The organism is Halomonas sp. PBN3, from assembly GCF_000475415.1.
GTDB classification, from domain to species: domain Bacteria; phylum Pseudomonadota; class Gammaproteobacteria; order Pseudomonadales; family Halomonadaceae; genus Halomonas; species Halomonas shengliensis.
Map to the genome: position 1 here is coordinate 1 of NZ_AXCA01000002.1, position 21,512 is coordinate 21,512.

Below are 21,512 nucleotides of genomic sequence, written 5' to 3' on the forward strand. Positions count from 1 at the left end.
CGGGCCGCCTCGCCACGCTGACGGCTGTCCAGCCTCGCCAGCAGCGCCGACCGCTCCTCCATCTGCTCGGCCAGCGCCGCGCTGCGTTCGGCCAGCTCGCCGGCCAGGGCGTCCAGGCGCGTGCCGCGACGCTCCAGCGCGTCGCGGGTCTCGGCGAGGGCGGCGTCCAGGCGCGCCAGTTCGTCGAGCCGCGCGCGGCGGGCGCGGGCCAGGTGGTTGAGGTAGTGCTGCAGGCGGTCGAGGCGGGCCGGATCGTCCTGGTTGAGCAGCAGCTTGAGCTGGGGCGAGCGCCCCAGGCGATAGAGGGCGTCGAGCTGGCGGTGGATCGCCTCGTGCTGCCCGGCGCGCTCCGCCTCCAGGGTATCGCGCTGCGCCTGCAGGGCGGCGACCTCCTCGCCCAGCGCCTGGCGCTCGGCCTGGAGGGCGTCGAGGCGGCGGTGGGTCTCGGCGAGCGAGGTCTCGATCGCCTCGAGCCGGCGCGCCGCCTCGTCGCGGGCCTCGCGGGTCGCGGCCAGGCTGCCCGCGGCCTCGTCGATCGCCTCGCCGATGGCATCGAGGTGCTCCTTGACCGCCTCCTCGTTGGGCTGGGCGGCCAGCGGCCCGGCCATGCCCAGCGCCAGCAGCAGCGCGAGCAGGAGGGCGAGCGGGGTCATCCGTGGCCCCTCGGGAGCGGCGTCACGCAAACTCGATCAGGGCGCGGCCGCTCATCTCCTCGGGGATCGGCTGGTCCATCATCGCCAGCAGGGTCGGGGCGATGTCGCACAGGCTGCCGTCAACCACCAGGCGCGCGGGGCGTTCGCCGACGTAGATCAGCGGCACCTCGAAGGTGGTGTGGGCGGTCTGGGGAGCGCCGGTCTCGGGATTGACCATCTGCTCGGCGTTGCCGTGATCGGCGGTGACCAGGCAGGCGCCGCCGGCGCGCTCGATCGCCTCCACCACCCTGCCCACGCAGCCGTCGACGGTCTCGATCGCCTTGACGGCGGCGGCGAAGTCGCCGGTGTGGCCGACCATGTCGCCGTTGGCGTAGTTGCACACGATCAGGTCGAAGCGGCCGGCGTCGATGGCTTCCACCAGGCGGTCGGTCACCTCGTGGGCGCTCATCTCGGGCTTCTCGTCGTAGGTCTTCACGTCCCGCGGTGAGGGCACCAGGATGCGCTCCTCGCCCGCGTACTCCGCCTCCTGGCCGCCGGAGAAGAAGAAGGTGACGTGGGGGTACTTCTCGGTCTCGGCGATACGCAGCTGGGTCAGGCCGCGGTTGGCCACCACCTCGCCCAGGGTGTTGTGGAGCTCTGTCGGGGGGAAGGCGACCGGGGCTGGGATGTCGGCGGCGTAGCGGGTCAGCGTGACCAGCCCCTCGGCGGCCAGGCGCGGGCGCTGGCGGCGGGTGAAGCCGTCGAAGGCGTCGTCGACGAAGGCGCGGGTCAGCTCCCGGGCGCGGTCGGCACGGAAGTTCATGAACAGGGCGGCGTCGCCGTCCTCCAGGGTGACCGGCCTGCCTGCCGGGCGCACGCTGGTGGCGGCCACGAACTCGTCGGTCTCGCCGCGCTCGTAGGCGGCACGCAGGCCCGCCTCGGCGTCGGCGACGACGTGCTCGCCCTCGCCCTCGGTGAGCAGCCGGTAGGCCTTCTCGACGCGGTCCCAGCGGTTGTCGCGATCCATGGCGAAGTAGCGGCCGATGAGCGAGGCGACGAAGCCGTGGTCGGCGCCCACCAGCTCGGCGAGGCGGGCATTGGTGCGCTCGAGGGAGGCCATGGCGCTTTGGGGCGGCATGTCGCGGCCATCTAGGAAGGCGTGGACGAAGATCCGCGCGGCGCCGCGCCGTGCCGCCAGCTCGGCCATGGCCAGGACATGATCCTCGTGGCTGTGCACGCCGCCCGGGGAGAGCAGGCCCAGCAGGTGCACCGCGCGGCCCGCGGCCACCGCGGCATCGATGGGCGCGGTGAGCGCCTCGATGGTGTCCAGCTGGCCCTCCTCGATCGCCTTGGTGATGCGGGTGAAGTCCTGGTAGACGATCCGCCCGGCGCCGAGGTTCATGTGGCCCACCTCGGAGTTGCCCATCTGGCCGTCGGGCAGGCCGACGTGGCGGCCGTCGGTGTGGATCAGGGTGTGGGGACGCTCGGCCCACAGGCGGTCCATCACCGGGGTGGCGGCGGCCTCCACGGCGTTGTGGGCCGGGTCGGGGTTGTGGCCGTAGCCATCGAGGATGATCAGGGCGACGGGGCGCGGGGTCTTGGCGGTCATGGCGAGGGTCCTCGAAGCGTGTGGGGCGCGACCCGAGCCCGGGAGGCGGGCCGGCCACCTCCGGGAGGATCTCGACGCGGGGCGTTCGGGGTCGCGGCAGGAGACGTCTTGCGGCATCATATCGCAAGCGGTCGCGTGCGTCATGGCGCGCCCCGGAGCGTGCCACGCCGAGCCCGATTCGTCGGCGCCCGGCTCGTGTATACTGGGCGGCCGTCGCGCGATGTCGCGTGCCCTTATTTCGTGCCCGAGACGAGAGTTTTCGCTCCCATGATCGATCAGCTGTTTGAATTCGTGCAGAACCACCCGCTGCTGGTGGGCGCCTTCCTCCTGGTGTTGACCGCCTGGGTCCTCTACGAGGTGCGCAACAGTGCCGCCGGCGGGGTGACGGCCGGCGAGGCGACCCAGCTGATCAACCGCGAGGACGCGGTGGTGGTGGATATCCGCGAGGCGGGTGACTTCAAAGCCGGCCACATCGCCGGCGCGCGCAACATCCCCCAGAGCCGCCTCGACGAGCGCATGAGCGAGCTCGAGAAGGTCAAGGACAAGCCGATCATCGTGGTCTGCAAGCATGGCCAGGCCGCCGGCGCCGCCGTGGCCAAGCTCTCCAAGGCGGGCTACCCTCGGGTCCTCAAGCTCAAGGGCGGCATGATGCAATGGCAGGCCGACGGCCTGCCCGTAGTCAAGAAGTAGTCTTCGTTTCTCGAATTAAAGGACCTTTCCCATGGCGGAAGAGAACAACCAGAGCGCCGGCGCCCAGGCCGGTGGCCAGCAGGACAAGCCGCAGCTGCAGTTCGCCCTGCAGCGCATCTACGTCAAGGACATCTCCTTCGAGGCGCCCAACTCGCCCTCGGTGTTCCAGCAGCCGTTCAAGCCCAAGGTGGGGCTCAACCTGGATACCGCCAGCGAGAAGGTGGGTGACGACCTCTACGAGGTGGTGATCAAGGTCACCGCCCAGGTGACCCACAGCGAGGAGGGCACCACCTCCTTCCTGGCCGAGCTCGAGCAGGCCGGCCTGTTCCGCATCGCCGGCATCGAGGGTGACCAACTCGACCACACCCTGGGCGCCTTCTGCCCCAACGTGCTTTTCCCCTATGCGCGGGAGTGCATCGACAGCCTGGTCAACCGTGGTGGCTTCCCGCCGCTGATGCTGGCGCCGGTGAACTTCGAGGCGATCTACGCGCGCAAGAAGAAGCGCGAGGCCGAGCAGGCCCAGGGCGCCGAGACGACCCAGTAAGGTCGCCGCCGTGGCTATCAAGTCGCCGCGTATCCACGTCGCCGCCGACCTTCGTGTCGGCGGCGACGTCGTTCTGCCCGAGGGGCCGGCCCGCCACGTGGCGCGGGTGCTGCGCCTGGCCGAGGGCGCCCCGCTCAGGCTCTTCGACGGTGCCGGCCACGAGGCCGAGGCGGTGCTGGTGGAGGCCTCGCGCAAGCGGGTGGTGGCGCGCATCGAGGCCGTGGCGCCCGGCGCCGCCGAATCACCCCTGGCGGTGCACCTGGGCCAGGCGATCTCCAAGGGGGATCGCATGGACTACGCCATCCAGAAGGCGGTGGAGCTCGGTGTGGCCGCCATCACGCCGCTCTACACCGAGCATGGCGATGTGCGCCTCAAGGGCGAGCGGGAGGCGAAGAAGCTCGCCCACTGGCAGGCGGTGGCGGCCAGCGCCTGCGAGCAGTGCGGCCGCGCCGTGGTGCCGCCGGTGCATCCGCCCCGGGCCCTGGCCGAATGGCTGGCCGTCCGCGACGAGGCGCTGCGCCTGGTGCTGCATCCCGCCACCGACGGCGCCCTCGAGGGGCGAGCGACGCCGGCCGACGTCGCCCTGTTGATCGGCCCCGAGGGTGGCCTGGCCGAGGGCGAGGTCGCCGCGGCCTGCGAGGCTGGCTTCGCGCCGCTCTCCCTGGGGCCGCGCATCCTGCGCACCGAGACCGCCCCGGTGGTGGCGCTCAGCCTGCTGCAGTACCGTTTCGGTGACCTGGGCGGCGCCTGACGCCTCGTCGCCCGCGGGCGTCGCCTTCTTTTCTCCATACGGAACTCCGCCATGACCGATCGCCGTGCTCCCCGCTCCACCACCCCCGCCACCCGTGCCTCCGGGCGTCGCTACCGTGCGCCGCGCTGCGAGGTGGGCGAGGTCGCCTACCTGGAGGTGGTCACCGTCAACGACACCGGGGCCTTCCTCGACTGGGGGCAGCCCCGCGACCTGCTGCTGCCCTTCGGCGAGCAGCGCTTCCGGCCCAGCGTCGGCAAGCGGGTGCTGGTGAGGATCTATCAGGACCAGCAGGGGCGCCCGGTGGCCAGCCAGAAGCTCGAGCGCTTCGTCGCCGACGCGGCCGAGGGGCTCGCCGCCGGCGACGAGGTGACCCTGGTGATCGCCGACCAGACCGACCTCGGCCTCAAGGCGGTGGTGAACCACCGCTTCTGGGGCGTGCTCTACCGCGATGACCTGACCCGCCCGATGCGCCGCGGCCAGCGGGTCACCGGCTACATCAAGCGCCTGCGTGACGATGGCCGCCTGGACCTCTCGCTGCTGCCCCCGGGCGAGGCGCGCCTGGACGTGGTGGGCGAGGCGGTGCTCAAGGCGCTGCGCGAGAGCGGCGGCTACCTGCCGCTGGGCGACAAGAGCGATGCCGCCGAGATCAAGGCACGCCTGGGGGTGAGCAAGAACGCCTTCAAGCAGGCCATCGGCCGGCTCTACAAGCGGCGGCTGATCACCCTCTCGCCCACCGGCATCCGGCTGGCGCCTAGCGGCGACTAGCCGGCATACTGAGCCCATTCACTCTCTCGACCGGAACCCCGAACCCATGAACGAACGCGCCCTGAAGATCGGCGTGGTGATGGACCCCATCGCGGACATCGCCTACAAGAAGGACACCTCCCTGGCCATGCTGTGGGCCGCCCAGGACCGCGGCTGGACGCTCCACTACCTGGAGCCCGGCGACCTCTTCCTGCGCGACGGCCGCGCCTTCGGTCGCCTGTGCGAGCTGACGGTGCACCGCGACCCCGCGCACTGGTACGACCTGGGCGAGCCCGAGCCGCGCCCCCTGGCCGAACTCGACGTGATCCTGATGCGCCAGGACCCGCCGGTGGATACCCACTTCCTCAACGCCGTGCACCTGCTGGGCTTCGCCGAGCGCGAGGGCGTGCTGGTGGTCAATCCCACCCGGGCGCTGCTGGAGTGCAACGAGAAGCTCTTCGCCCAGCAGTTTCCCCAGTGCTGCGCGCCGACCCTGGTCTCCTGCAGCGAGGCCGAGCTGCGCGCCTTCCACGCCGAGCAGGGCGACGTCATCCTCAAGCCGCTGGATGGCATGGGCGGCAGCGGGATCTTCCACGTGCAGCCCGACGGGCGCAACCTGGGCGCCATCATCGAGACCCTCACCGAGCGCGGCCGGCGCCAGATCATGGCCCAGCGCTACCTGCCCGAGATCCGCGACGGCGACACCCGCATCCTGCTGGTAGAGGGCGAGCCGGTGCCCTACGGCCTCGCCCGGGTGCCCCTGGCGGGCGAGACCCGCGGCAACCTGGCCGCCGGCGGCACCGGGGTCAGCCGCGAGCTCACCGAGCGCGACCACTGGCTGATCCGCCAGGTGCAGCCGGTGGTCCGCGAGAAGGGGCTGATGTTCGTCGGCCTCGACGTGATCGGTGACTACATCACCGAGATCAACGTGACCAGCCCTACCTGCGTGCGTGAGATCGATGACCAGCGTGGCACCGATATCGCCGGCCTGCTGATGGATGCCATCCAGCGCCGGCTCGCGACGCGGCGAGGCTGAGGCGCGCTCACCATGACCCCGCAGGTCAGCGACCCGGTCCAGTACGCCCCGGTCACCCGGCCCTACCGGCGCTGGCTGGCCGCCTCGCTGGCGCTGCTGCTGCACCTGGCGGTGATCGGCAGCGTGGCGAGCTGGCAGTTCGCCGCCCCGCCGCCGGAGCGCTCGAGCCTCGACGTGGTGCTGGTGACCCGCGAGAGCCAGGCGCCGGTGGACGCCGACGCCATCGCCGAGGCGGCCCAGCAGGCCGCCGGCAGCCAGCAGGAGGAGGCCCCGGCGGAGTCGCGCTCCGCCCCGGTGGAGGCCCCCGCCGCCTCGCAGCAGGGAGCGACGGACGTCGACCCCGCCACGCCCGCCGAGCCGGAGGCGGCCGAGCGGGTCGCGCCCGAGGCGCGTCCCGACGAGCGCGCCCCGCCGGCGGCGAACCAGGTCGCCGACGAGGCGCCGCCCACCCCGCGGGAGGCCCCCCAGGCGGCGGACGCCAGCGGCGAGCCCAGCGTGGCGGCACCCTCCGCCTCGGGGCGCGACCTGCTCGCCGACGCCACCCGCAGCATCCGCGAGCAGGGTCTCGCCCCCGAGTCGCCCGGCGAGACCGGCGCCCCCCGCCAGGCCGCCGAGCGTGCCGCCGAGGCGCGCTACATCGACGACTGGACCCGCCGCGTCGAGGCCTACGGCAACCGCGTCCACCCCGCGCCGCGTCATCTTCACGGCCAGCTGCGCATCCGCGTGGTGGTCGGCCGCGAGGGCGAGCTGCGCCAGGCGGAGGTGATACAATCCTCGGGACATCCCGAACTCGACCAGGCCGCGCTGGACACCGTCCACGGTGCCGCCCCCTATCGTCCTTTCGATGCGGGCATGGGCAACCTGGACTCGCTCTCCATCACCCGGGTCTGGCGGTTCGGTGAAGGCAATCATTACGGCGTGCGCTAGAACGCCGGGGAGTCTCATGCAATCCGTGGAAAACTTCGGCCTCAAAGACCACTTCCTGCTGGCGATGCCGCACCTGGAAGACCCCAACTTCACCGGCAGCCTCGCCTACCTGTGCGACCATGACGAGAAGGGCACCATGGGGGTGATCGTCAACCGCCCCCTGGAGCTGACCCTGGAGGCGCTCTTCGAGCAGCTGGAGCTGGGCGGCGAGGAGAGCCCGCACCGCAACGCCCCGGTCTACTTCGGCGGCCCGGTGCACAAGGATCGCGGCTTCATCCTGCACCGCGGCGCCAGCGACGACTGGGACTCCAGCATCCAGGTCACCGACGAGATCGCCCTGACCACCTCCATGGACATGCTCCAGGCGCTCGCCGCGGGGCGCGGCCCCGAGCACTTCCTGGTGTGCCTGGGCTGCGCCGGCTGGGAGTCGGGCCAGCTCGAGGCCGAGCTGCTCGACAACGCCTGGCTCACCGTGGAGGGGCGCGGCGACATCCTCTTCGAGGTACCGCCGGAGCAGCGCCTGGGCGCCGCCGCCGGGCTGCTCGGCGTCGACCTCAACCTGATGACCCGCGAGGCGGGGCACTCGTGAGCCGGGCGCGCCGCTCGAGCGGAGGCCGCTGATGGCCCGGCCAGGCGAGCGACTGATCCTGGGCTTCGACTTCGGTACCCGGCGCATCGGCGTGGCGGTGGGCAACGAGCTCTTGGGCAGCGCCCGGGAGCTCGAGCCGCTGCCGGCCCGCGAGGGGATCCCCGACTGGGAACGGGTGGCGCGGCTGGTGGAGGAGTGGCGCCCCGACCTCTTCGTGGTGGGGCTGCCGCTGACCGCCGACGGCGAGGAGCAGGAGATGAGCACCCGCGCCCGCAAGTTCGGCAAGCGCCTGTTCGGCCGCTACGGGGTGCCCTGCGAGATGTTCGACGAGCGTGGCTCCACCGGCGAGGCCAAGGCGATCGCCCGGGCGCGCGGCCAGCGCGGCAGCTGGCGCGACGAGGGGGTCGACGGCATCAGCGCGGTGCTGATCGTCGAGCGCTGGTTCGCCGCCCGGGAGGGGTTGCCAGGGGCTAGTTCGCCGGGCTCCTGAGCCTCAGGCGGCGTCCGGCGGACGGAAGTCGGCCACCGAGACGCCGGCGAACTTCTCCAGGAAGAACACCAGGGTGGCGGGGTGGCGGAAGCGCTCCTCGAAGGACTCGCGCTCGGCGGCGCGGCGCCGCGTCACGCTGGCGCGGTACTCGTCGCCGCTGCGGGTCACCGTCACCCGCGATTCGCGCTCGCCGTCACGCGCCTCGGCGGTCAGCGTGCCCTCCCCCTTCTCCAGCAGCGCCTCCAGGCGGTGGGCGGCCTCCAGCTCCTCGGGGGTGGCCCACAGCGCCTGGTCGCGATCGCCGTAGCGGTAGAGGATCACCACCAGCAGTGCCGAGAAGATGGCGCTGGCCAGCATCCAGGTCAGCGCCTCGCCGGACAGCGACATGCTGAGCACCGCCCACAGCTGCACCACGGCGGCGCCGGCCAGCGCCCCCGCCAGCGGCTGCCACAGGCGCGGGCTCATCACGCCGCGCTGGAGGATGTAGCCCCACAGCCCCATCACCGCCAGGACGCCGAGGCCCAGCTGGGCCAGCGAGAGCAGGGTGCCGCCGCCGGCCAGCAGGGCGATCGCCCCGATCAGCAGCAGCGCGGTGTAGAACAGGGCCAGGAGCCGATAGGCGCGTTGCAGGGTCATGTCGTGGTGCCTCATGCCGCCAGGGGAAGGGATCACTCCACCAGCATAGGCAAGGGCGGCCAAAGTGCGCGTTGCCTAGAGCGCCGGGTCGTCAACGCCCAGGCGCGGCGGCACGAACCAGCGCACCGGACGCAGGTCCTGCTCGATCAGGCCGTCGACCTCCAGCAGGGTGGCGAAGATCGCCATGCGCACCGGGATGCCGTTGTCGGTCTGGCGGAAGATCGCCAGGCGCGGGTCGCCGTTGAGGTCGACGTCGAGGTCGTTGGCCTCGGGGCGGCTGTCGCGGGGCAGCGGGTGCATGACGATGGTGTCGCGGCCGCAGCGCCGATCCAGGAAGGCGCGGTCCACGGTGAAGTCCCGGGAGAGGCTGAAGCCCTCGCTCATCTCGGCGGTGAAGCGCTCCTTCTGGATGCGGGTGGTGTAGACCACGTCGACGTCGGCGTAGTCCCGGGCCAGGCTGTCGCGCTGCTCCACCCGGTGTCCGCGGGAGGCGACCAGGTCGACCAGGTGGCCGGGCATCTCCAGCCCCGGCGGCGCCACCAGGGTGATGCGCATGGGATCGTAGAGCGACAGCAGCTTGATCAGCGAGTGCACCGTGCGCCCGTACTTGAGGTCGCCGGTCATCAGCACATGGGCGCCGGCCAGCCCCTTGCCCAGCCGGGTGAACTCCTTGTCGATGGTGTAGAAGTCGAGCAGCGCCTGGCTGGGGTGCTCGCCGGGGCCGTCGCCGCCGTTGATCACCGGCACGTGGGTGGCGGCGGCGAACTCCGCCACCGAGCCGAGCTCCGGATGGCGCATCACGATGGCGTCGCAGTAGCCGCTCATCACCCGGCTGGTGTCGTAGAGCGACTCGCCCTTGGCCATGGAGGAGAAGGTGAAGCCGGTGGTGTCGCAGACGCTGCCGCCCAGCCGGCAGAAGGCCGCGTTGAAGCTGACCCGGGTGCGGGTGCTGGCCTCGAAGAAGAGGTTGCCGAGCACCGCACCCTCCAGCACCCGGGTGACCTGGCGCCGCTGGGCGATGGGCTCCATGCGGGCGGCCACCCGCATCAGGTGATCGATAGCGTCGCGGGACAGGGAATCGACGGAGAGCAGGTGGTGATGCATCGGCGCGGCCTCGTGGGAGCGAAGGGACGGCCGCTAGTGTACTCCGCCGTGGCGGTGGCTTCACGACCCGGCGGCGTTACCACGCCTCCGGGATGCGCCCCCCCAGCCGGGCGGTGATCTCGGCGGCGGTGTCGCGCACCAGCGCGCCAAGCTCCAGCAGGCGCGCCTCGGGGATGCGTGCCACCGGGCCGGAGACCGAGATGGCGGCGAGCGGGATGCCGTGCTCGTCGTGGATGCAGGCGGCCACGCAGTGCAGGCCGATGGCGTGCTCCTCACGGTCGCAGGCGAAGCCCTGGCGGCGGATCTCGGCGAGCCCCTCGCGCAGCGACTCTGGGGTATGCAGGGTGTTCTCGGTGACCCGCGCCAGGCCCCGCTCGGCGAGGACGCGCTCGAGCTCGTCCTCGGGCAGCCAGGCCATCAGCGCCTTGCCCACGCCCGAGGCGTGCAGGGGCGCCCGGGAGCCGAGGCGGGTGATCATGCGCATCATCTGCGGCGACTCGCTCTGGGCCAGGAACACCGCGGTGCCGCCGTCGCGGATGCCGAGGTTGGCGGTCTCGCCGGTCTCGGCGGTGAGGCGGCGCAGGAAGGGACGGCTGGTGCCCACGAAGTCGCGGGCCTCCAGGAAGCTGTTGCCGATGCGGAAGGTCTTGACGTCGACCTTCCAGACGCCGAGCTCGCCGTCCTGGGTGACGAAGCCCTGGCTCTGCAGCGCCTGCAGCAGGCGGTGGGTGGTGGAGGGGGCCAGGTCGGCCTGCTCGGCGAGCTCGGAGAGGGCCAGGCCGCCGGGGTGACCGGCCAGGCGCTCCAGCAGGTTGAGGCCGCGCACCAGCGACTGGCTGTGGCCGCCGGTGGCCTTGCCGGACCCGGCGGGGCGTCCTGCCGTCCTGCGCTTGACTTCGCTCACCCTGTGACTCCTTCTGCCTTGGTTCGACACCACAGGATACCCTGTCGCGGCGCGCCTGTCGCGTCTGCGGAAATGGCTTCCATTACGGCTCTTGCGGGGCGCGGCGGCCCCTCAGCGGTCCTTCCACACGGGGCGGCGCTTCTCGATGAAGGCGTCGATGCCCTCGGCGACGTCTTCGGCCAGCATGTTGCCCGCCATCACCTCGCCGGCGAAGGCGTAGGCCTCGTCCAGCGGCATGCGCAGCTGGCGCTGGAACATCGCCTTGCCGGTGCGCACTGCCACCGCGCTCTTGGCGCAGATACTGGCGGCGAGCTCGGCCACCGCCTCGTCGAGGGCCTCGTCGTCGGCGACCCGGTTGACCAGCGCCCAGTCGCGGGCGGTCTCGGCATCGATGAACTCGCCGGTGAGCAGCATCTCCATGGCGCGCTTGCGGGCCACGTTGCGCGACAGCGCCACCGCCGGGGTCGAGCAGAAGAGCCCGGCGTTGATGCCGGAGACGGCGAAGCGCGCCGAGCGGGCGGCCACCGCCAGGTCGCAGCTGGCCACCAGCTGGCAGCCGGCGGCGGTGGCGATGCCCTGGACCCGGGCGATCACCGGCACCGGCAGTTCGACGATGGCCTGCATCACGCCGGCACAGCGGGCGAAGAGCGCCTGGAAGTAGTCGCGGTCGTCATCGTGAGCGCGCATCTGCTTGAGGTCATGGCCGGCGCAGAAGGCGCGTCCCTCGGCGGCGAGCACCACGCAGCGCACCCCGCCGTCATCGGCCAGGCTCGCGAGCTCGGCGTCCAGCGCCTCGAGCATCTCCTCGGAGAGGGCGTTGAAGCTCGCCGGGCGGTTGAGGGTCAGGGTGGTGACGCCGTCGGCGTCGTGGCGACGCAGCGCCGGGGGGGTCTCGCTCATGGGGTGGCTCCTCGCTGTTGTGCCGATGCCACAGCCTAGCGCGATCATTCCGGTTCCCGCACTGCGACCTTGGGGGCCGTCGAGGACCCGTCGATGGCCTTGAGGCGGGTGAGGCGGTCGCCGAACAGGTAGGCACCGAGAGCCACCAGGATCAGGCCGGCTCCCGCCAGCATCGAGGGCGAAGGCTGTTCCTGATTGAGCAGCATGCCGAGCCCCAGCGCCAGTACCGGCGTGATCAGGGTGACCAGCGACACCGTGGCGGCGGGCAGCCGCGAGAGGATCAGGAAGTAGCAGAGAAAGCCCACCAGGGAGCCGAACAGCGCCAGGTAGAGCACCGCCCACAGGCCGCGCTCGGAGAGTGGCAGGCTAGGTGGCTCGCCGCTGGCCAGCCACAGCGCCAGGAAGCAGGGCAGGCTCAGGGCCAGGGCGCCCAGGGTCTGCTCCAACGGGCCGACGCCGGCGGCCACGCGCTGTACGGCGATGCCGCTGGCGCTGAACAGCGTCACCGCGCCCAGCATCAGCAGCAGCGCGCCAAGCACCTCACCACCCAGCGTCAGGCTGTCGGCAAACACCACGGCCAGCCCGACGACACCCAGCGCGCAGCCCAGCCAGTGCCAGCGACGCAGCCGGGTGGCACCGGGCAGCGCCTGCAGGATCAACCCCGAGATCAGCGGGGCCATGCCGAACATCACCGACAGCATGCCCGAGGGCAGGCTCTGGGAGGCGTGGTAGCTCAGGGCCATGGCGCCGAATACCCCGGGCACGGCAGCGGCGTAGCTGCAAAGCGCCCGACGGTCGCGGCGCAGGCGGCGTTTCAGGGCCAGCAGGATCACCAGCCCCAGCAGGAAGGCGATCAGCATGCGCAGCATCACGCTGCCGATCGGCGCGCCGGCCTCGGCGCTCCACTTGATGGCCAGCGGCGTGGAGGCCCACACCAGTACCACGATCAGATAGGCGAGTGCGGTCGGCACGGCAGGCTTCCTGTGAGATGTCCCAGATGTCCCGGGGCATGGTTCGATGGACAATCATTAGCACAATAAAAACCGCCGCGTCGATGACGCGGCGGCGAATCGGCGAGGACAGGCGGAATCAGATGTCCTGGCTGCCCTCGGAGTAGAGCACCCGTACCTTGAGGGTGTGGGCGACATGGCGCAGGGCGTCCAGCGCCTGGGGGCCATAGGCCTTGTCGACGTCGATCACCACGTAGCCGACCTTCTCGTTGGTCTGCAGGTACTGGCCGGCGATGTTGATGCCGTTCTCGGAGAGTACCCGGTTGATCTCGGACATCACCCCCGGCACGTTCTCGTGGATGTGCAGCAGGCGGTGCTTGCCCGGGTGGGAAGGCAGCGCCACCTCGGGGAAGTTGACCGAGGTGACGGTGGTGCCGTTGTCGGAGTAGGTGGCGAGCTTCTCGGAGACCTCGATGCCGATGTTCTCCTGGGCCTCCAGGGTCGAGCCGCCGATGTGCGGGGTGAGGATGACGTTCTCCAGGCCGCGCAGCGGGCTCTCGAACTCCTCGTCGTTGCCCTTGGGCTCCACCGGGAAGACGTCCACCGCGGCACCGTTGAGGCGCCCCTCGCGGATCGCCTCGGCCAGCGGCTCGATCACCACCACGCTGCCACGGGAGGCATTGATCAGGATGGCGCCCGGCTTCATGCGCGCGATCTGTTCGGCGCCGATCATCCAGCGGGTGGAGGGGAGCTCCGGCACATGCAGGCTGACCACGTCCGCCTTGCCCAGCAGCTCGTCGAGGCTGCCCACCTGGCGGGCGTTGCCCATGCCCAGCTTGGCAATCACGTCGTAGTAGATGACGTCGAAGCCCAGTGACTCGGCCAGTACCGAGAGCTGCGAGCCGATGCTGCCGTAGCCGACGATCCCCAGGGTCTTGCCGCGCGCCTCGTGGGAGTTCTTGGCGCTCTTCAGCCAGCCGCCCTGGTGGGCGCGGGCGTTCTTCTCGGGGATGCCGCGCAGCAGCATGATCGCCTCGGCCAGCACCAGCTCGGCCACCGAGCGGGTGTTGGAGTAGGGGGCGTTGAACACCGGGATGCCGCGGGCAAGGGCGGCGTCGAGGTCGACCTGGTTGGTGCCGATGCAGAAGCAGCCCACGGCCACCAGCTTCTCGGCGGCGGCGAAGACGCGCTCGGTGAGCTGGGTGCGCGAGCGGATGCCGATGAAGTGGACGTCGCGGATCTTCTCGATCAGCGCGGCTTCATCCAGCGAGGTGGGCAGGTGCTCGATGTTCGAGTACCCGGCGTTGCGCAGATTGTCCACCGCGGTCTGGTGGATGCCCTCGAGTAGCAGGATCTTGATCTTGCTCTTGTCCAGGGACGTCTTGGCCATGGTCGAATCAACCCCTTCCGGCGCGTGCCGCATGCAGTGTCATGAACAGGTGAGAGGGCGCTATCTTAGCACAGCGGCCAGATGAATAAGGATGAAAATGCTGCGCTGCTCCCATGAGCCGGGTGCAAGTTGATGCCGCCACGGGGCCTGACCGACGGGGCAGACGACCCCCGGGGGGGAGCGTGTATACTGTCGCCCTTTGCATGACCTTTCCATGACGATCAGGGGGCGGTGAGACGCAGCATGGCAGAGCGCAACGAGCGGTCCCGGTCGGTCCCGGCCGACGACGCCGCGCCGCGGGACTTCGCCGCCACCGTCGAGCGGCTCGAGGGCCTGGTGGCGCGGCTGGAGTCCGGTGAGCTGTCGCTGGAGGCGTCGCTGGCCGCCTTCGAGGAGGGGGTCAGGCTGACCCGCGACGCCCAGCGGCGCCTCGACGAGGCGGAGCTCAAGGTGCGTACCCTGACCGAGGGCGCCAAAGGCGGCATCGAGCTCGAGCCCTTCGCGCCGCCGACGGAGGACGACGGTGAACGCTGACGCCCTGGCGGCCGCCCTGGCCGCGGATCGCGCCCGCGCCGATGCTCGCCTGGAGGGGCTGTTTGGCGCGCGCGAGGCCCCCGCACCGCGCCTCGAGGCCGCCATGCGCCACGGCGTGCTGGTGGGCGGCAAGCGCCTGCGCCCGCTGCTGGTGTATGCCGCCGGTCGCGCCCTGGGGGCCGACGATGCCCACCTCGACGCGCCGGCCGTGGCCATCGAGCTGATCCACGCCTACTCGCTGGTCCACGATGACCTGCCGGCCATGGACGACGACGACCTGCGCCGCGGCCAGCCTACCGTGCACCGCGCCTATGACGAGGCCACCGCGATACTGGCCGGCGACGCCCTGCAGTCGCTGGCCTTCGAGGTGATCGCCGCCAGCGCCCATCCGCGCCTGGCGGCGATGATCGTCACCCTGGCCGAGGCGGCGGGGCGCGATGGCATGGTGGCCGGCCAGGCGCTGGACCTCGCCGCCGTGGGTGGCCATCCCGACGTCGAGGCGCTGGCCACCATGCATGCCCACAAGACCGGGGCGCTGATCCGTGCCGCGGTGCGCCTCGGCGGGCTCGCCGCGGTGGCCGAGGAGGACCCGCGGCTGGCGGCCCTGGAGGCCTATGCCCGGGCCATCGGCCTGGCCTTCCAGATCCATGACGACGTACTCGACGTGATCGGCGATACCGCCACCCTGGGCAAGGCCTCGGGGGCCGACGCCGCCCGCGACAAGCTCACCTACCCCTCCCTGCTGGGGCTGGCGGGCGCCAGGCAGCGGGCCGCGGGATTGGTGGAGGAGGCCGTCGCCGCCCTGGCGCCGCTGGGCGAGGCCGGGCAGCCGCTGGCGGCGCTGGCCCGATACATGATCGAGCGTGACCACTGACACGACAGATGCCCTCATGAAGCTGTTCGATGACATTCCCGTCGAGCGTCCGGCCACGCCGCTGCTCGACACCCTGGATACCCCGGCCGCGCTGCGCGCCATGTCCACCGCGCAGCTGGCCCAGGTGGCCGACGAGCTGCGCGCCTACCTGCTCTACAGCGTGGGCGTCTCCGGGGGGCACTTCGGAGCCGGCCTCGGCGTCGTGGAACTCACCGTGGCCCTGCACCAGGCGCTGGAGACGCCCCATGATCGCCTGGTGTGGGATGTGGGCCACCAGGCCTACCCCCACAAGATCCTCACCGGGCGCCGCGAGGCGATGCCCAACATCCGCCACTACGGCGGCCTGGCCGCCTTCCCGCGGCGCGCCGAGTCGGCGTACGACACCTTCGGGGTCGGCCACTCCAGCACCTCCATCTCGGCGGCGCTGGGCATGGCGCTGGCCGCCCGCAGCCGCGGCGAGCGGCGTCGCGTCTGCGCGGTGATCGGCGACGGCGCCCTGACCGCGGGCATGGCCTTCGAGGCCCTGGCCCACGCCGGCCACGTCGACGCCAACCTGCTGGTGGTGCTCAACGACAACGAGATGTCGATCTCCGAGAACGTCGGCGGCATCGCCAGCTACCTGGCGCGGATCCTGACCAGCAAGCCCTATACCACCATGCGCGAGGGCGGCAAGAAGGTGCTCTCCCACCTGCCCGGGGCGCTGGAGCTGGCGCGGCGCACCGAGGAGCACATGAAGGGCATGGTCAGCCCGGCTACCCTCTTCGAGGAGATGGGCTTCAACTACATCGGCCCCATCGATGGCCACGACCTGCCGCTGCTGGTGCAGACCCTGCGCAACATGCGTGACCTGGAGGGACCGCAGTTCCTCCACGTCAAGACCTGCAAGGGCAAGGGCTTCCTGCCCGCCGAGGCGGACCCCATCGGCTACCACGCCATCACCAAGCTGGAAAAGAACGAGCCGGAGAAGCATGGCGAGACCCCGCCGCCGCTCAGGCCGACTCCTCCGCCGGTGAAGCCGTCCGCCGCGCCGAAGAAGAAGTACTGCAACGTCTTCGGCGACTGGCTGTGCGACATGGCCGCCGCCGACGCGCGCCTGATCGGCATCACCCCGGCGATGCGCGAGGGCTCCGACCTGGTGCGCTTCTCGCAGCAGTACCCCGAGCGCTACTTCGACGTGGCCATCGCCGAACAGCATGCCGTGACCCTCGCCGCCGGCATGGCCTGCGAGTCCATGAAGCCGGTGGTGGCGATCTACTCCACCTTCCTGCAGCGCGGCTACGACCAGCTGATCCACGACGTGGCGGTGCAGGAGCTTGACGTCACCTTCGCCATCGACCGCGCCGGACTGGTGGGCGAGGATGGCCCCACCCACCACGGTGCCCTGGACCTCAGTTACCTGCGCTGCGTGCCCGGCCTGGTGGTACTGGCCCCGGCCGACGAGGCGGAGTGTCGCGCCATGCTCAGCGCCGCCTACCACCACCCCGGCCCCGCCGCGGTGCGATACCCGCGCGGCACCGGCCCCGGGGCCGAGATCCCCGCCCACCTCGAGCCGCTGCCCATCGGCAAGGCCGAGCCGCGCCGCGAAAGCGGCGCCCGGGCCGGACGGCGCATCGCCCTGCTCGCCTTCGGCAGCCTCAACACGCCGGCGGCCGAGGTGGCGGAGCGGCTGGATGCCAGCCACCTCAACATGCGCTCGGTGAAGCCCCTGGATCGCGACGCCGTGCTGGCCGCCGCCGCCGACCACGACCTGCTGGTGACCCTGGAGGAGAACGTGGTGGCCGGCGGTGCCGGCGGCGCGGTGGGTGAGCTGCTGGCCGCCGAGGGCGTGACCGCGCCGCTGCTCCACCTGGGCCTGCCCGACGCCTTCGTGGAGCACGGCAAGCCCGCCGAGCTGCTGGCCGAGTGCGGCCTGGACGCCGACGGCATCGAGGCCGCCATCCGTCGGCGCCTGGCCGGCGACGCCGCGGCGGAGGAGACGCGCTGATGTGGATCGTGGTGCTGATCGGGGCGGGTCTCGGCTGGCTGATCGGCGGGCCCCTGGGCGGGCTCGTCGGCGGCGGGCTCGGCTACTGGCTGGTCACCCGCCTGCGTCGCAGCCTGGTGGGCAAGCTGGCCGCCTCCCAGGCGCAGTTCCTTGAATCGACCTTCGCGGTGATGGGCTGCCTGTGCAAGGCGGATGGCCGGGTCAGCGAGGACGAGCTTGCCGCCTCGCGCGTGCTGTGGGACCGCCTGCGCCTCAACGAGGCCCAGCGCGCCCAGGCCCGCGCCGACTTCAACCGCGGCAAGGCGCCGGACTTCGACCTGGACGCGGAGCTGGCCAGGCTGCGCCCGCTGCTGGGCCCCCAGCCCGCCCTGCGCCAGGTGTTCCTGCAGGTGCAGCTGGCGGCGATCGCCGCCGACGGCCAGCTGCATCCCGCCGAGCGCGAGATGCTGATGCGGGTGGTACGCGGCCTGGGCTGCTCCGAGGCGGAGATCGCCCAGGTCGAGGCGATGCTGCACGGCGGCGCCGGGCAGGCTGCGGGGGGTGCCTCCGGGGGGCTCTCCCTGGCCGATGCCTATCGGGTGCTGGGGGTCGAGCAGGACGCCAGCGATGCCGAGGTCAAGCGCGCCTACCGACGGCTGATGAGCCAGAACCACCCCGACAAGCTGGCCGCCAAGGGGCTGCCCGAGAGCATGCGCGAGGTCGCCCGGGAGCGTACCAGCGAGATCGGCAACGCCTACGAGCGCATCCGCAAGGCACGGGCGGCCTAAGTCACTCCTTGCGCTCGATGTCCACGTCGCTGGCCTGGGTGAAGTCGCCCAGCGCCATCATGTGGCCGAGCTTGCCTGCCTTGGTGGAGAGATACTGCTCGTTGTGGGGGTTGAGGCCGGTGGTCAGCGGCACCCGTTTCACGACCGTGACGCCGGCCTGGGTCAGGGCGTCGACCTTGCGCGGGTTGTTGGTCATCAGGCGCAGTGCGGCGATGCCCAGGTGCTCGAGCATCGGCACGCAGAGGTCGTAGCGGCGCAGGTCGGCGGCGAAGCCCAGCCGCTCGTTGGCCTCCACGGTGTCGGCGCCCTGGTCCTGCAGGTGGTAGGCGCGGATCTTGTTGAGCAGGCCGATACCGCGTCCCTCCTGGCGCAGGTAGAGCAGCACCCCGCGCCCCTCCTCGGCGATGCGCTTGAGCGCCTCCTGCAGCTGGTAGCCGCAGTCGCAGCGCATCGAGAAGAGGGCGTCGCCGGTCAGGCACTCCGAGTGCACCCGCCCCAGCACCGGCTCGCCGTCGGCCACGTCGCCCAGGGTCAGGGCGATATGGTCCTTGCCGGTGGCCTCGTCCTCGAAGCCGTGCATGGTGAAGGTGGCCCAGGGGGTGGGCAGTCGGGAGGCGGCGATGAAGCGAATCGTCACGGGGTACCTCGGTAGCAGGCCGCGGGCGGTGCCGCAGGATGGGCCGACATTCTAGCAGGAAGCCGCCGGCGGCTCACGGGCGCAGCCGCCGCCCGTCGTGATCGGGTACAATGCCGGGCACATTTCCCGTGGATGACCGCCGCATGGAACTCAAGAACGATCGTTTTCTGCGCGCCCTGGCGCGCCAGCCGGTGGACCGCACCCCGGTGTGGATGATGCGCCAGGCCGGACGCTACCTGCCGGAGTACCGCGCCACCCGCGCCGAGGCCGGCAACTTCATGGACCTGTGTCGCAACCACGACCTGGCCTGCGAGGTGACCCTGCAGCCGCTGGAGCGCTACCCGCTGGACGCCGCGATCCTGTTCTCGGATATCCTCACCATCCCCGATGCCATGGGGCTGGGGCTCTATTTCGAGACCGGCGAGGGGCCCAAGTTCCGCAAGCCGGTGCGCACCGCCGAGGAGGTGGCGGCACTCGCCGCTCCGGACGCCGAGCGCGACCTCGGCTACGTGATGCGCGCGGTCTCCACCATCCGCCGCGAGCTGGGCGGCCGGGTGCCGCTAATCGGCTTCTCCGGCAGCCCCTGGACGCTCGCCACCTACATGGTGGAGGGCAGCTCCAGCAAGGACTTCCGCCACGTCAAGACCATGCTCTACGACACGCCCAGCGTGATGCATGACCTGCTCGACACCCTGGCCACGGCGGTGACCGACTACCTCAATGCCCAGATCCGCGCCGGCGCCCAGGCGGTGCAGATCTTCGACACCTGGGGCGGGGCGCTCTCCACGCCTGCCTACCTGGAGTTCTCGCTGCGCTACATGGAGCAGATCGTCGCCGGGCTGATCCGCGAGCACGAGGGGCGCCGCGTGCCGGTGATCCTGTTCACCAAGAACGGCGGCCAGTGGCTCGAGGACATCGCCCTGGCCGGATCCGACGCCGTGGGCCTGGACTGGACCACCGAGCTCGCCGATGCGCGTGCCCGGGTGGGCCACAAGGTGGCGCTGCAGGGCAACCTCGACCCCAACGTGCTGTTCGCCCGCCCCGAGGCGATCCGCGCCGAGGTGGCGCGTATCCTGGAGAGCTACGGCGAGGGGCCGGGCCACGTCTTCAACCTGGGTCACGGCATCAGCCAGTTCACCGACCCGGACCGGGTCACCGCCTTCATGGAGGCGCTGCACGACCTGAGCCCCGCCTACCACCGCAACATCCTCCATGGCTGAAGCGGGCTGGCGAGGGGGCCTTCGCCGCCTGCACGACCGGCGCCGCCTGTGGGCGGCGCTGGCCGTCGTGGCGGCGCTGGTCATCGCCCTGGGCAGCCTGACCCCGGGCGAGGAGATGCCCAGCCACCTGCCCTGGGACAAGCTCAGCCACTTCGTGGGCTACGCCGGCCTCGCCGGGCTGGTCGGCCTGGCAGGCATCCGGCTGCCGCTGGCCCTGCTGATCGCCGCCGGCTACGGCGGCGTGATCGAGTTCGCCCAGCTGTTGGTGCCGGGACGTAGCGGCGGCGACTGGGCCGATATCCTGGCCAACGGCCTCGGCGCCGGGGCCGCCGTGCTGCTGCTGGCCGGCCTGCGCCGTCTCCTCCTCGGCGCCCAGGCCCTTCGGGGCTAGCGGCTTCGCAATCCGCGGCTCGACGCTAGAGGCGTGGCTCGCGGGGTGTCGCTGCCTCGCCAGCGTGAGCCGCCAGGTCCAGCGAGGGCTCCCGGCCACGCTGACGCAGCGGCTCGGCGGGTCGGGTCACCCGGGCACGGCCGACCACCTCGTCCTCGCCGCCCAGCGGGCGTGCCTCGCTGGTCCAGGCGGCCTCGTGGTCGTGCACGGCGGGGCGTCGCTCCCAGGAGCGGGTGATCACCGGCCCGGCGCCGAGCTGGCCAGCGAGGTGGTGAGGCAGCAGCCACAGCTCGGCGACCAGCCGTAGCATCACCGCCGCCAGCAGCCAGAGGCCTGCCCCCAGGGCGAGGTCGGGCCAGGCCGCCTGCCAGGTCGTGGCGGAGAGCCAGGGCGTACGCGGGGCCAGCCACAGCGCCGCGCCGGCGGCGAGGCCGAGCTGCAGCAGCAGGTGGCAGGTGAGCAGGGTGCCGCGGGCGAGGGGGCGGCGGGGAAACAGGAACTGACGCATCGGGGTCCTCCCGGAGACACATCGTGGTGATGAGACGGCCGACCTCCCTGCCGGCTTACCCGAATGCTACCCCAGTTGCGTCCCGGCTGCAGTTCCTGGCGTGTGCCCGCATCGGGTGGTTGACCGCCGTCATGGTGCTTGCCATGGTTGATCCAGAGGCGGCCGGCGCGGCGTCGACCGTCGACCCACCGGTATCAAGGAGTGGCTATGACAACCTATATCGTGGTGGCGGATGCGGCGCGGGCGAGGATCTTCACCCGCGACGCGCTCAAGCTGGTCGAGCAGGACAGCCTGGTGCACGCGGCGAGCCGGCTGCACGAGGGCGACCTGGTGACGGATCGCGGGGCCGACGTGCACGAGTCGACCTCGACCTCGGCGCGCTCGGCCGGCGGCGAGAGCACGGCGCGGGCCCACGAGGAACAGGTGTTCGCCAAGGAGGTGGCCGAGCGCCTCTACCGGGCGCGCACCGACAACAGCATGGAGAAGCTGATCCTGGTGGCGCCGGCACGCTTCCTCGGCCAGCTGCGCGACAAGCTCGACGGCCCCACCGCGAAGCTGGTGATCCACTCCCTGACCAAGGACCTCACCAAGGCGAGCCTCGAGGAGATCCAGGAGGCGGTCAGCGATATGCGCTGAGCGCGCCGTCGCTTCGTTCTCCTCGCGGGCCCGGTCATGATGGCCGGGCCCGCTGTCGTCCGCTG

24 protein-coding genes and 1 pseudogene are annotated in these 21,512 nt (G+C 71.5%); 15 read left to right on the forward strand and 10 right to left on the reverse strand.

What is annotated here, in order from left to right; all coding sequences use genetic code 11:
* The coding region (locus Q673_RS19300) for a murein hydrolase activator EnvC family protein (protein ID WP_023004242.1) at window positions 1-653 on the reverse strand (653 nt) is incomplete at its 3' end.
* Between the two features lie 22 nt (window positions 654-675).
* Window positions 676-2,241 (reverse strand): 2,3-bisphosphoglycerate-independent phosphoglycerate mutase, encoded by a 1,566-nt coding sequence (gene gpmI, locus Q673_RS19305; protein ID WP_023004244.1) that lies wholly within the window; start codon window positions 2,239-2,241, stop codon window positions 676-678.
* Between the two features lie 267 nt (window positions 2,242-2,508).
* On the opposite strand from gpmI, the gene Q673_RS19310 reads away from it, so the two are divergent.
* Genes Q673_RS19310 through ruvX form a run of 8 tightly spaced genes read left to right on the forward strand, consistent with a single transcriptional unit; the run spans window position 2,509 to window position 8,012 of the window.
* Window positions 2,509-2,931, forward strand: a complete 423-nt coding sequence (locus tag Q673_RS19310; RefSeq protein WP_023004246.1) for a rhodanese-like domain-containing protein — start codon at window positions 2,509-2,511, stop codon at window positions 2,929-2,931.
* A gap of 31 nt (window positions 2,932-2,962) precedes the next feature.
* Window positions 2,963-3,475 carry a protein-export chaperone SecB gene (gene secB, locus Q673_RS19315; RefSeq protein ID WP_023004249.1) on the forward strand — a complete coding sequence of 171 codons (513 nt, stop codon included), beginning with the start codon at window positions 2,963-2,965 and terminating at the stop codon, window positions 3,473-3,475.
* Between the two features lie 10 nt (window positions 3,476-3,485).
* Window positions 3,486-4,226 carry a 16S rRNA (uracil(1498)-N(3))-methyltransferase gene (locus tag Q673_RS19320; RefSeq protein ID WP_023004251.1) on the forward strand — a complete coding sequence of 247 codons (741 nt, stop codon included), beginning with the start codon at window positions 3,486-3,488 and terminating at the stop codon, window positions 4,224-4,226.
* A gap of 51 nt (window positions 4,227-4,277) precedes the next feature.
* Window positions 4,278-4,991, forward strand: a complete 714-nt coding sequence (locus Q673_RS19325; protein ID WP_023004253.1) for a CvfB family protein — start codon at window positions 4,278-4,280, stop codon at window positions 4,989-4,991.
* Between the two features lie 46 nt (window positions 4,992-5,037).
* Window positions 5,038-6,006, forward strand: coding sequence for a glutathione synthase (gshB, locus tag Q673_RS19330; protein WP_023004255.1), 969 nt, complete (start codon window positions 5,038-5,040; stop codon window positions 6,004-6,006).
* 12 nt (window positions 6,007-6,018) lie between these two features.
* A complete protein-coding gene (locus Q673_RS19335) occupies window positions 6,019-6,933 on the forward strand; it encodes an energy transducer TonB (protein WP_023004257.1) in 915 nt (304 codons plus the stop codon).
* Window positions 6,934-6,949: 16 nt separating this feature from the next.
* Window positions 6,950-7,522 (forward strand): YqgE/AlgH family protein, encoded by a 573-nt coding sequence (locus Q673_RS19340; protein WP_023004258.1) that lies wholly within the window; start codon window positions 6,950-6,952, stop codon window positions 7,520-7,522.
* A 31-nt stretch (window positions 7,523-7,553) separates the two neighbouring features.
* Complete coding sequence (gene ruvX / locus Q673_RS19345; RefSeq protein WP_023004259.1) at window positions 7,554-8,012, forward strand: Holliday junction resolvase RuvX; 459 nt, start codon at window positions 7,554-7,556, stop codon at window positions 8,010-8,012.
* Window positions 8,013-8,015: 3 nt separating this feature from the next.
* Here ruvX and Q673_RS19350 read toward each other — a convergent pair whose 3' ends face one another.
* The 6 genes and pseudogenes from Q673_RS19350 to serA all read right to left on the reverse strand — a co-directional run bounded on the left by Q673_RS19350 (window position 8,016) and on the right by serA (window position 13,896).
* A complete protein-coding gene (locus tag Q673_RS19350) occupies window positions 8,016-8,648 on the reverse strand; it encodes a hypothetical protein (RefSeq protein ID WP_023004260.1) in 633 nt (210 codons plus the stop codon).
* A gap of 75 nt (window positions 8,649-8,723) precedes the next feature.
* Window positions 8,724-9,764: pseudogene (gene pyrB / locus Q673_RS19355) on the reverse strand (aspartate carbamoyltransferase); the annotation flags it as partial.
* Between the two features lie 64 nt (window positions 9,765-9,828).
* Window positions 9,829-10,656, reverse strand: coding sequence for an IclR family transcriptional regulator domain-containing protein (locus Q673_RS19360; RefSeq protein WP_023004262.1), 828 nt, complete (start codon window positions 10,654-10,656; stop codon window positions 9,829-9,831).
* A gap of 111 nt (window positions 10,657-10,767) precedes the next feature.
* A complete protein-coding gene (locus Q673_RS19365; RefSeq protein WP_023004263.1) occupies window positions 10,768-11,556 on the reverse strand; it encodes an enoyl-CoA hydratase in 789 nt (262 codons plus the stop codon).
* 44 nt (window positions 11,557-11,600) lie between these two features.
* Window positions 11,601-12,527: a DMT family transporter gene (locus tag Q673_RS19370; RefSeq protein ID WP_023004264.1), complete on the reverse strand. Its 927-nt coding sequence runs from the start codon at window positions 12,525-12,527 to the stop codon at window positions 11,601-11,603.
* 118 nt (window positions 12,528-12,645) lie between these two features.
* Window positions 12,646-13,896: a phosphoglycerate dehydrogenase gene (gene serA / locus Q673_RS19375; RefSeq protein WP_023004265.1), complete on the reverse strand. Its 1,251-nt coding sequence runs from the start codon at window positions 13,894-13,896 to the stop codon at window positions 12,646-12,648.
* Between the two features lie 243 nt (window positions 13,897-14,139).
* Here serA and Q673_RS19380 point away from each other — a divergent pair, with 243 nt between their 5' ends.
* Genes Q673_RS19380 through djlA form a run of 4 tightly spaced genes read left to right on the forward strand, consistent with a single transcriptional unit; the run spans window position 14,140 to window position 18,055 of the window.
* Complete coding sequence (locus Q673_RS19380) at window positions 14,140-14,430, forward strand: exodeoxyribonuclease VII small subunit (protein ID WP_023004266.1); 291 nt, start codon at window positions 14,140-14,142, stop codon at window positions 14,428-14,430.
* Window positions 14,420-15,304 carry a farnesyl diphosphate synthase gene (locus tag Q673_RS19385; RefSeq protein WP_023004267.1) on the forward strand — a complete coding sequence of 295 codons (885 nt, stop codon included), beginning with the start codon at window positions 14,420-14,422 and terminating at the stop codon, window positions 15,302-15,304. Before Q673_RS19380 ends, Q673_RS19385 begins: the two co-directional genes overlap by 11 nt.
* Window positions 15,305-15,320: 16 nt before the next feature.
* Window positions 15,321-17,288 carry a 1-deoxy-D-xylulose-5-phosphate synthase gene (dxs, locus tag Q673_RS19390; RefSeq protein WP_023004268.1) on the forward strand — a complete coding sequence of 656 codons (1,968 nt, stop codon included), beginning with the start codon at window positions 15,321-15,323 and terminating at the stop codon, window positions 17,286-17,288.
* The gene (djlA, locus tag Q673_RS19395; protein ID WP_023004269.1) at window positions 17,288-18,055 is read left to right on the forward strand and encodes a co-chaperone DjlA; all 768 of its coding nucleotides are present in this window, start codon (window positions 17,288-17,290) and stop codon (window positions 18,053-18,055) included. Before dxs ends, djlA begins: the two co-directional genes overlap by 1 nt.
* Window position 18,056: 1 nt before the next feature.
* Here the strand turns inward: djlA and ribA are convergent, their stop codons facing one another.
* The gene (gene ribA / locus Q673_RS19400; RefSeq protein WP_023004270.1) at window positions 18,057-18,692 is read right to left on the reverse strand and encodes a GTP cyclohydrolase II; all 636 of its coding nucleotides are present in this window, start codon (window positions 18,690-18,692) and stop codon (window positions 18,057-18,059) included.
* A gap of 143 nt (window positions 18,693-18,835) precedes the next feature.
* Between ribA and hemE the strand changes: the two genes are divergently transcribed.
* Both hemE and Q673_RS19410 read left to right on the forward strand, forming a co-directional pair.
* Window positions 18,836-19,912, forward strand: a complete 1,077-nt coding sequence (gene hemE, locus Q673_RS19405) for a uroporphyrinogen decarboxylase (protein WP_023004271.1) — start codon at window positions 18,836-18,838, stop codon at window positions 19,910-19,912.
* Window positions 19,905-20,303 carry a VanZ family protein gene (locus tag Q673_RS19410; protein ID WP_023004272.1) on the forward strand — a complete coding sequence of 133 codons (399 nt, stop codon included), beginning with the start codon at window positions 19,905-19,907 and terminating at the stop codon, window positions 20,301-20,303. The genes hemE and Q673_RS19410 overlap by 8 nt, the downstream gene beginning before the upstream one ends.
* A 25-nt stretch (window positions 20,304-20,328) precedes the next feature.
* Here the strand turns inward: Q673_RS19410 and Q673_RS19415 are convergent, their stop codons facing one another.
* Complete coding sequence (locus Q673_RS19415) at window positions 20,329-20,811, reverse strand: hypothetical protein (RefSeq protein WP_023004273.1); 483 nt, start codon at window positions 20,809-20,811, stop codon at window positions 20,329-20,331.
* A 207-nt stretch (window positions 20,812-21,018) separates the two neighbouring features.
* Here Q673_RS19415 and Q673_RS19420 point away from each other — a divergent pair, with 207 nt between their 5' ends.
* On the forward strand, window positions 21,019-21,447 hold the full coding sequence (locus tag Q673_RS19420) for a host attachment protein (protein WP_023004274.1): 429 nt from the start codon (window positions 21,019-21,021) through the stop codon (window positions 21,445-21,447).
* Window positions 21,448-21,512 lie beyond the last annotated feature (65 nt).

What these genes read in the sequence shown, in the direction of transcription:
- gpmI (WP_023004244.1), bottom strand. Translation starts at nt 2,241, where the DNA reads ATGACCGCCAAGACCCCGCGCCCCGTCGCCCTGATCATCCTCGATGGC.
- Q673_RS19310 (WP_023004246.1), top strand. Translation starts at nt 2,509, where the DNA reads ATGATCGATCAGCTGTTTGAATTCGTGCAGAACCACCCGCTGCTGGTG.
- secB (WP_023004249.1), top strand. Translation starts at nt 2,963, where the DNA reads ATGGCGGAAGAGAACAACCAGAGCGCCGGCGCCCAGGCCGGTGGCCAG.
- Q673_RS19325 (WP_023004253.1), top strand. Translation starts at nt 4,278, where the DNA reads ATGACCGATCGCCGTGCTCCCCGCTCCACCACCCCCGCCACCCGTGCC.
- gshB (WP_023004255.1), top strand. Translation starts at nt 5,038, where the DNA reads ATGAACGAACGCGCCCTGAAGATCGGCGTGGTGATGGACCCCATCGCG.
- Q673_RS19335 (WP_023004257.1), top strand. Translation starts at nt 6,019, where the DNA reads ATGACCCCGCAGGTCAGCGACCCGGTCCAGTACGCCCCGGTCACCCGG.
- Q673_RS19340 (WP_023004258.1), top strand. Translation starts at nt 6,950, where the DNA reads ATGCAATCCGTGGAAAACTTCGGCCTCAAAGACCACTTCCTGCTGGCG.
- ruvX (WP_023004259.1), top strand. Translation starts at nt 7,554, where the DNA reads ATGGCCCGGCCAGGCGAGCGACTGATCCTGGGCTTCGACTTCGGTACC.
- Q673_RS19350 (WP_023004260.1), bottom strand. Translation starts at nt 8,648, where the DNA reads ATGACCCTGCAACGCGCCTATCGGCTCCTGGCCCTGTTCTACACCGCG.
- Q673_RS19365 (WP_023004263.1), bottom strand. Translation starts at nt 11,556, where the DNA reads ATGAGCGAGACCCCCCCGGCGCTGCGTCGCCACGACGCCGACGGCGTC.
- serA (WP_023004265.1), bottom strand. Translation starts at nt 13,896, where the DNA reads ATGGCCAAGACGTCCCTGGACAAGAGCAAGATCAAGATCCTGCTACTC.
- Q673_RS19380 (WP_023004266.1), top strand. Translation starts at nt 14,140, where the DNA reads ATGGCAGAGCGCAACGAGCGGTCCCGGTCGGTCCCGGCCGACGACGCC.
- dxs (WP_023004268.1), top strand. Translation starts at nt 15,321, where the DNA reads ATGAAGCTGTTCGATGACATTCCCGTCGAGCGTCCGGCCACGCCGCTG.
- djlA (WP_023004269.1), top strand. Translation starts at nt 17,288, where the DNA reads ATGTGGATCGTGGTGCTGATCGGGGCGGGTCTCGGCTGGCTGATCGGC.
- hemE (WP_023004271.1), top strand. Translation starts at nt 18,836, where the DNA reads ATGGAACTCAAGAACGATCGTTTTCTGCGCGCCCTGGCGCGCCAGCCG.
- Q673_RS19410 (WP_023004272.1), top strand. Translation starts at nt 19,905, where the DNA reads ATGGCTGAAGCGGGCTGGCGAGGGGGCCTTCGCCGCCTGCACGACCGG.
- Q673_RS19415 (WP_023004273.1), bottom strand. Translation starts at nt 20,811, where the DNA reads ATGCGTCAGTTCCTGTTTCCCCGCCGCCCCCTCGCCCGCGGCACCCTG.
- Q673_RS19420 (WP_023004274.1), top strand. Translation starts at nt 21,019, where the DNA reads ATGACAACCTATATCGTGGTGGCGGATGCGGCGCGGGCGAGGATCTTC.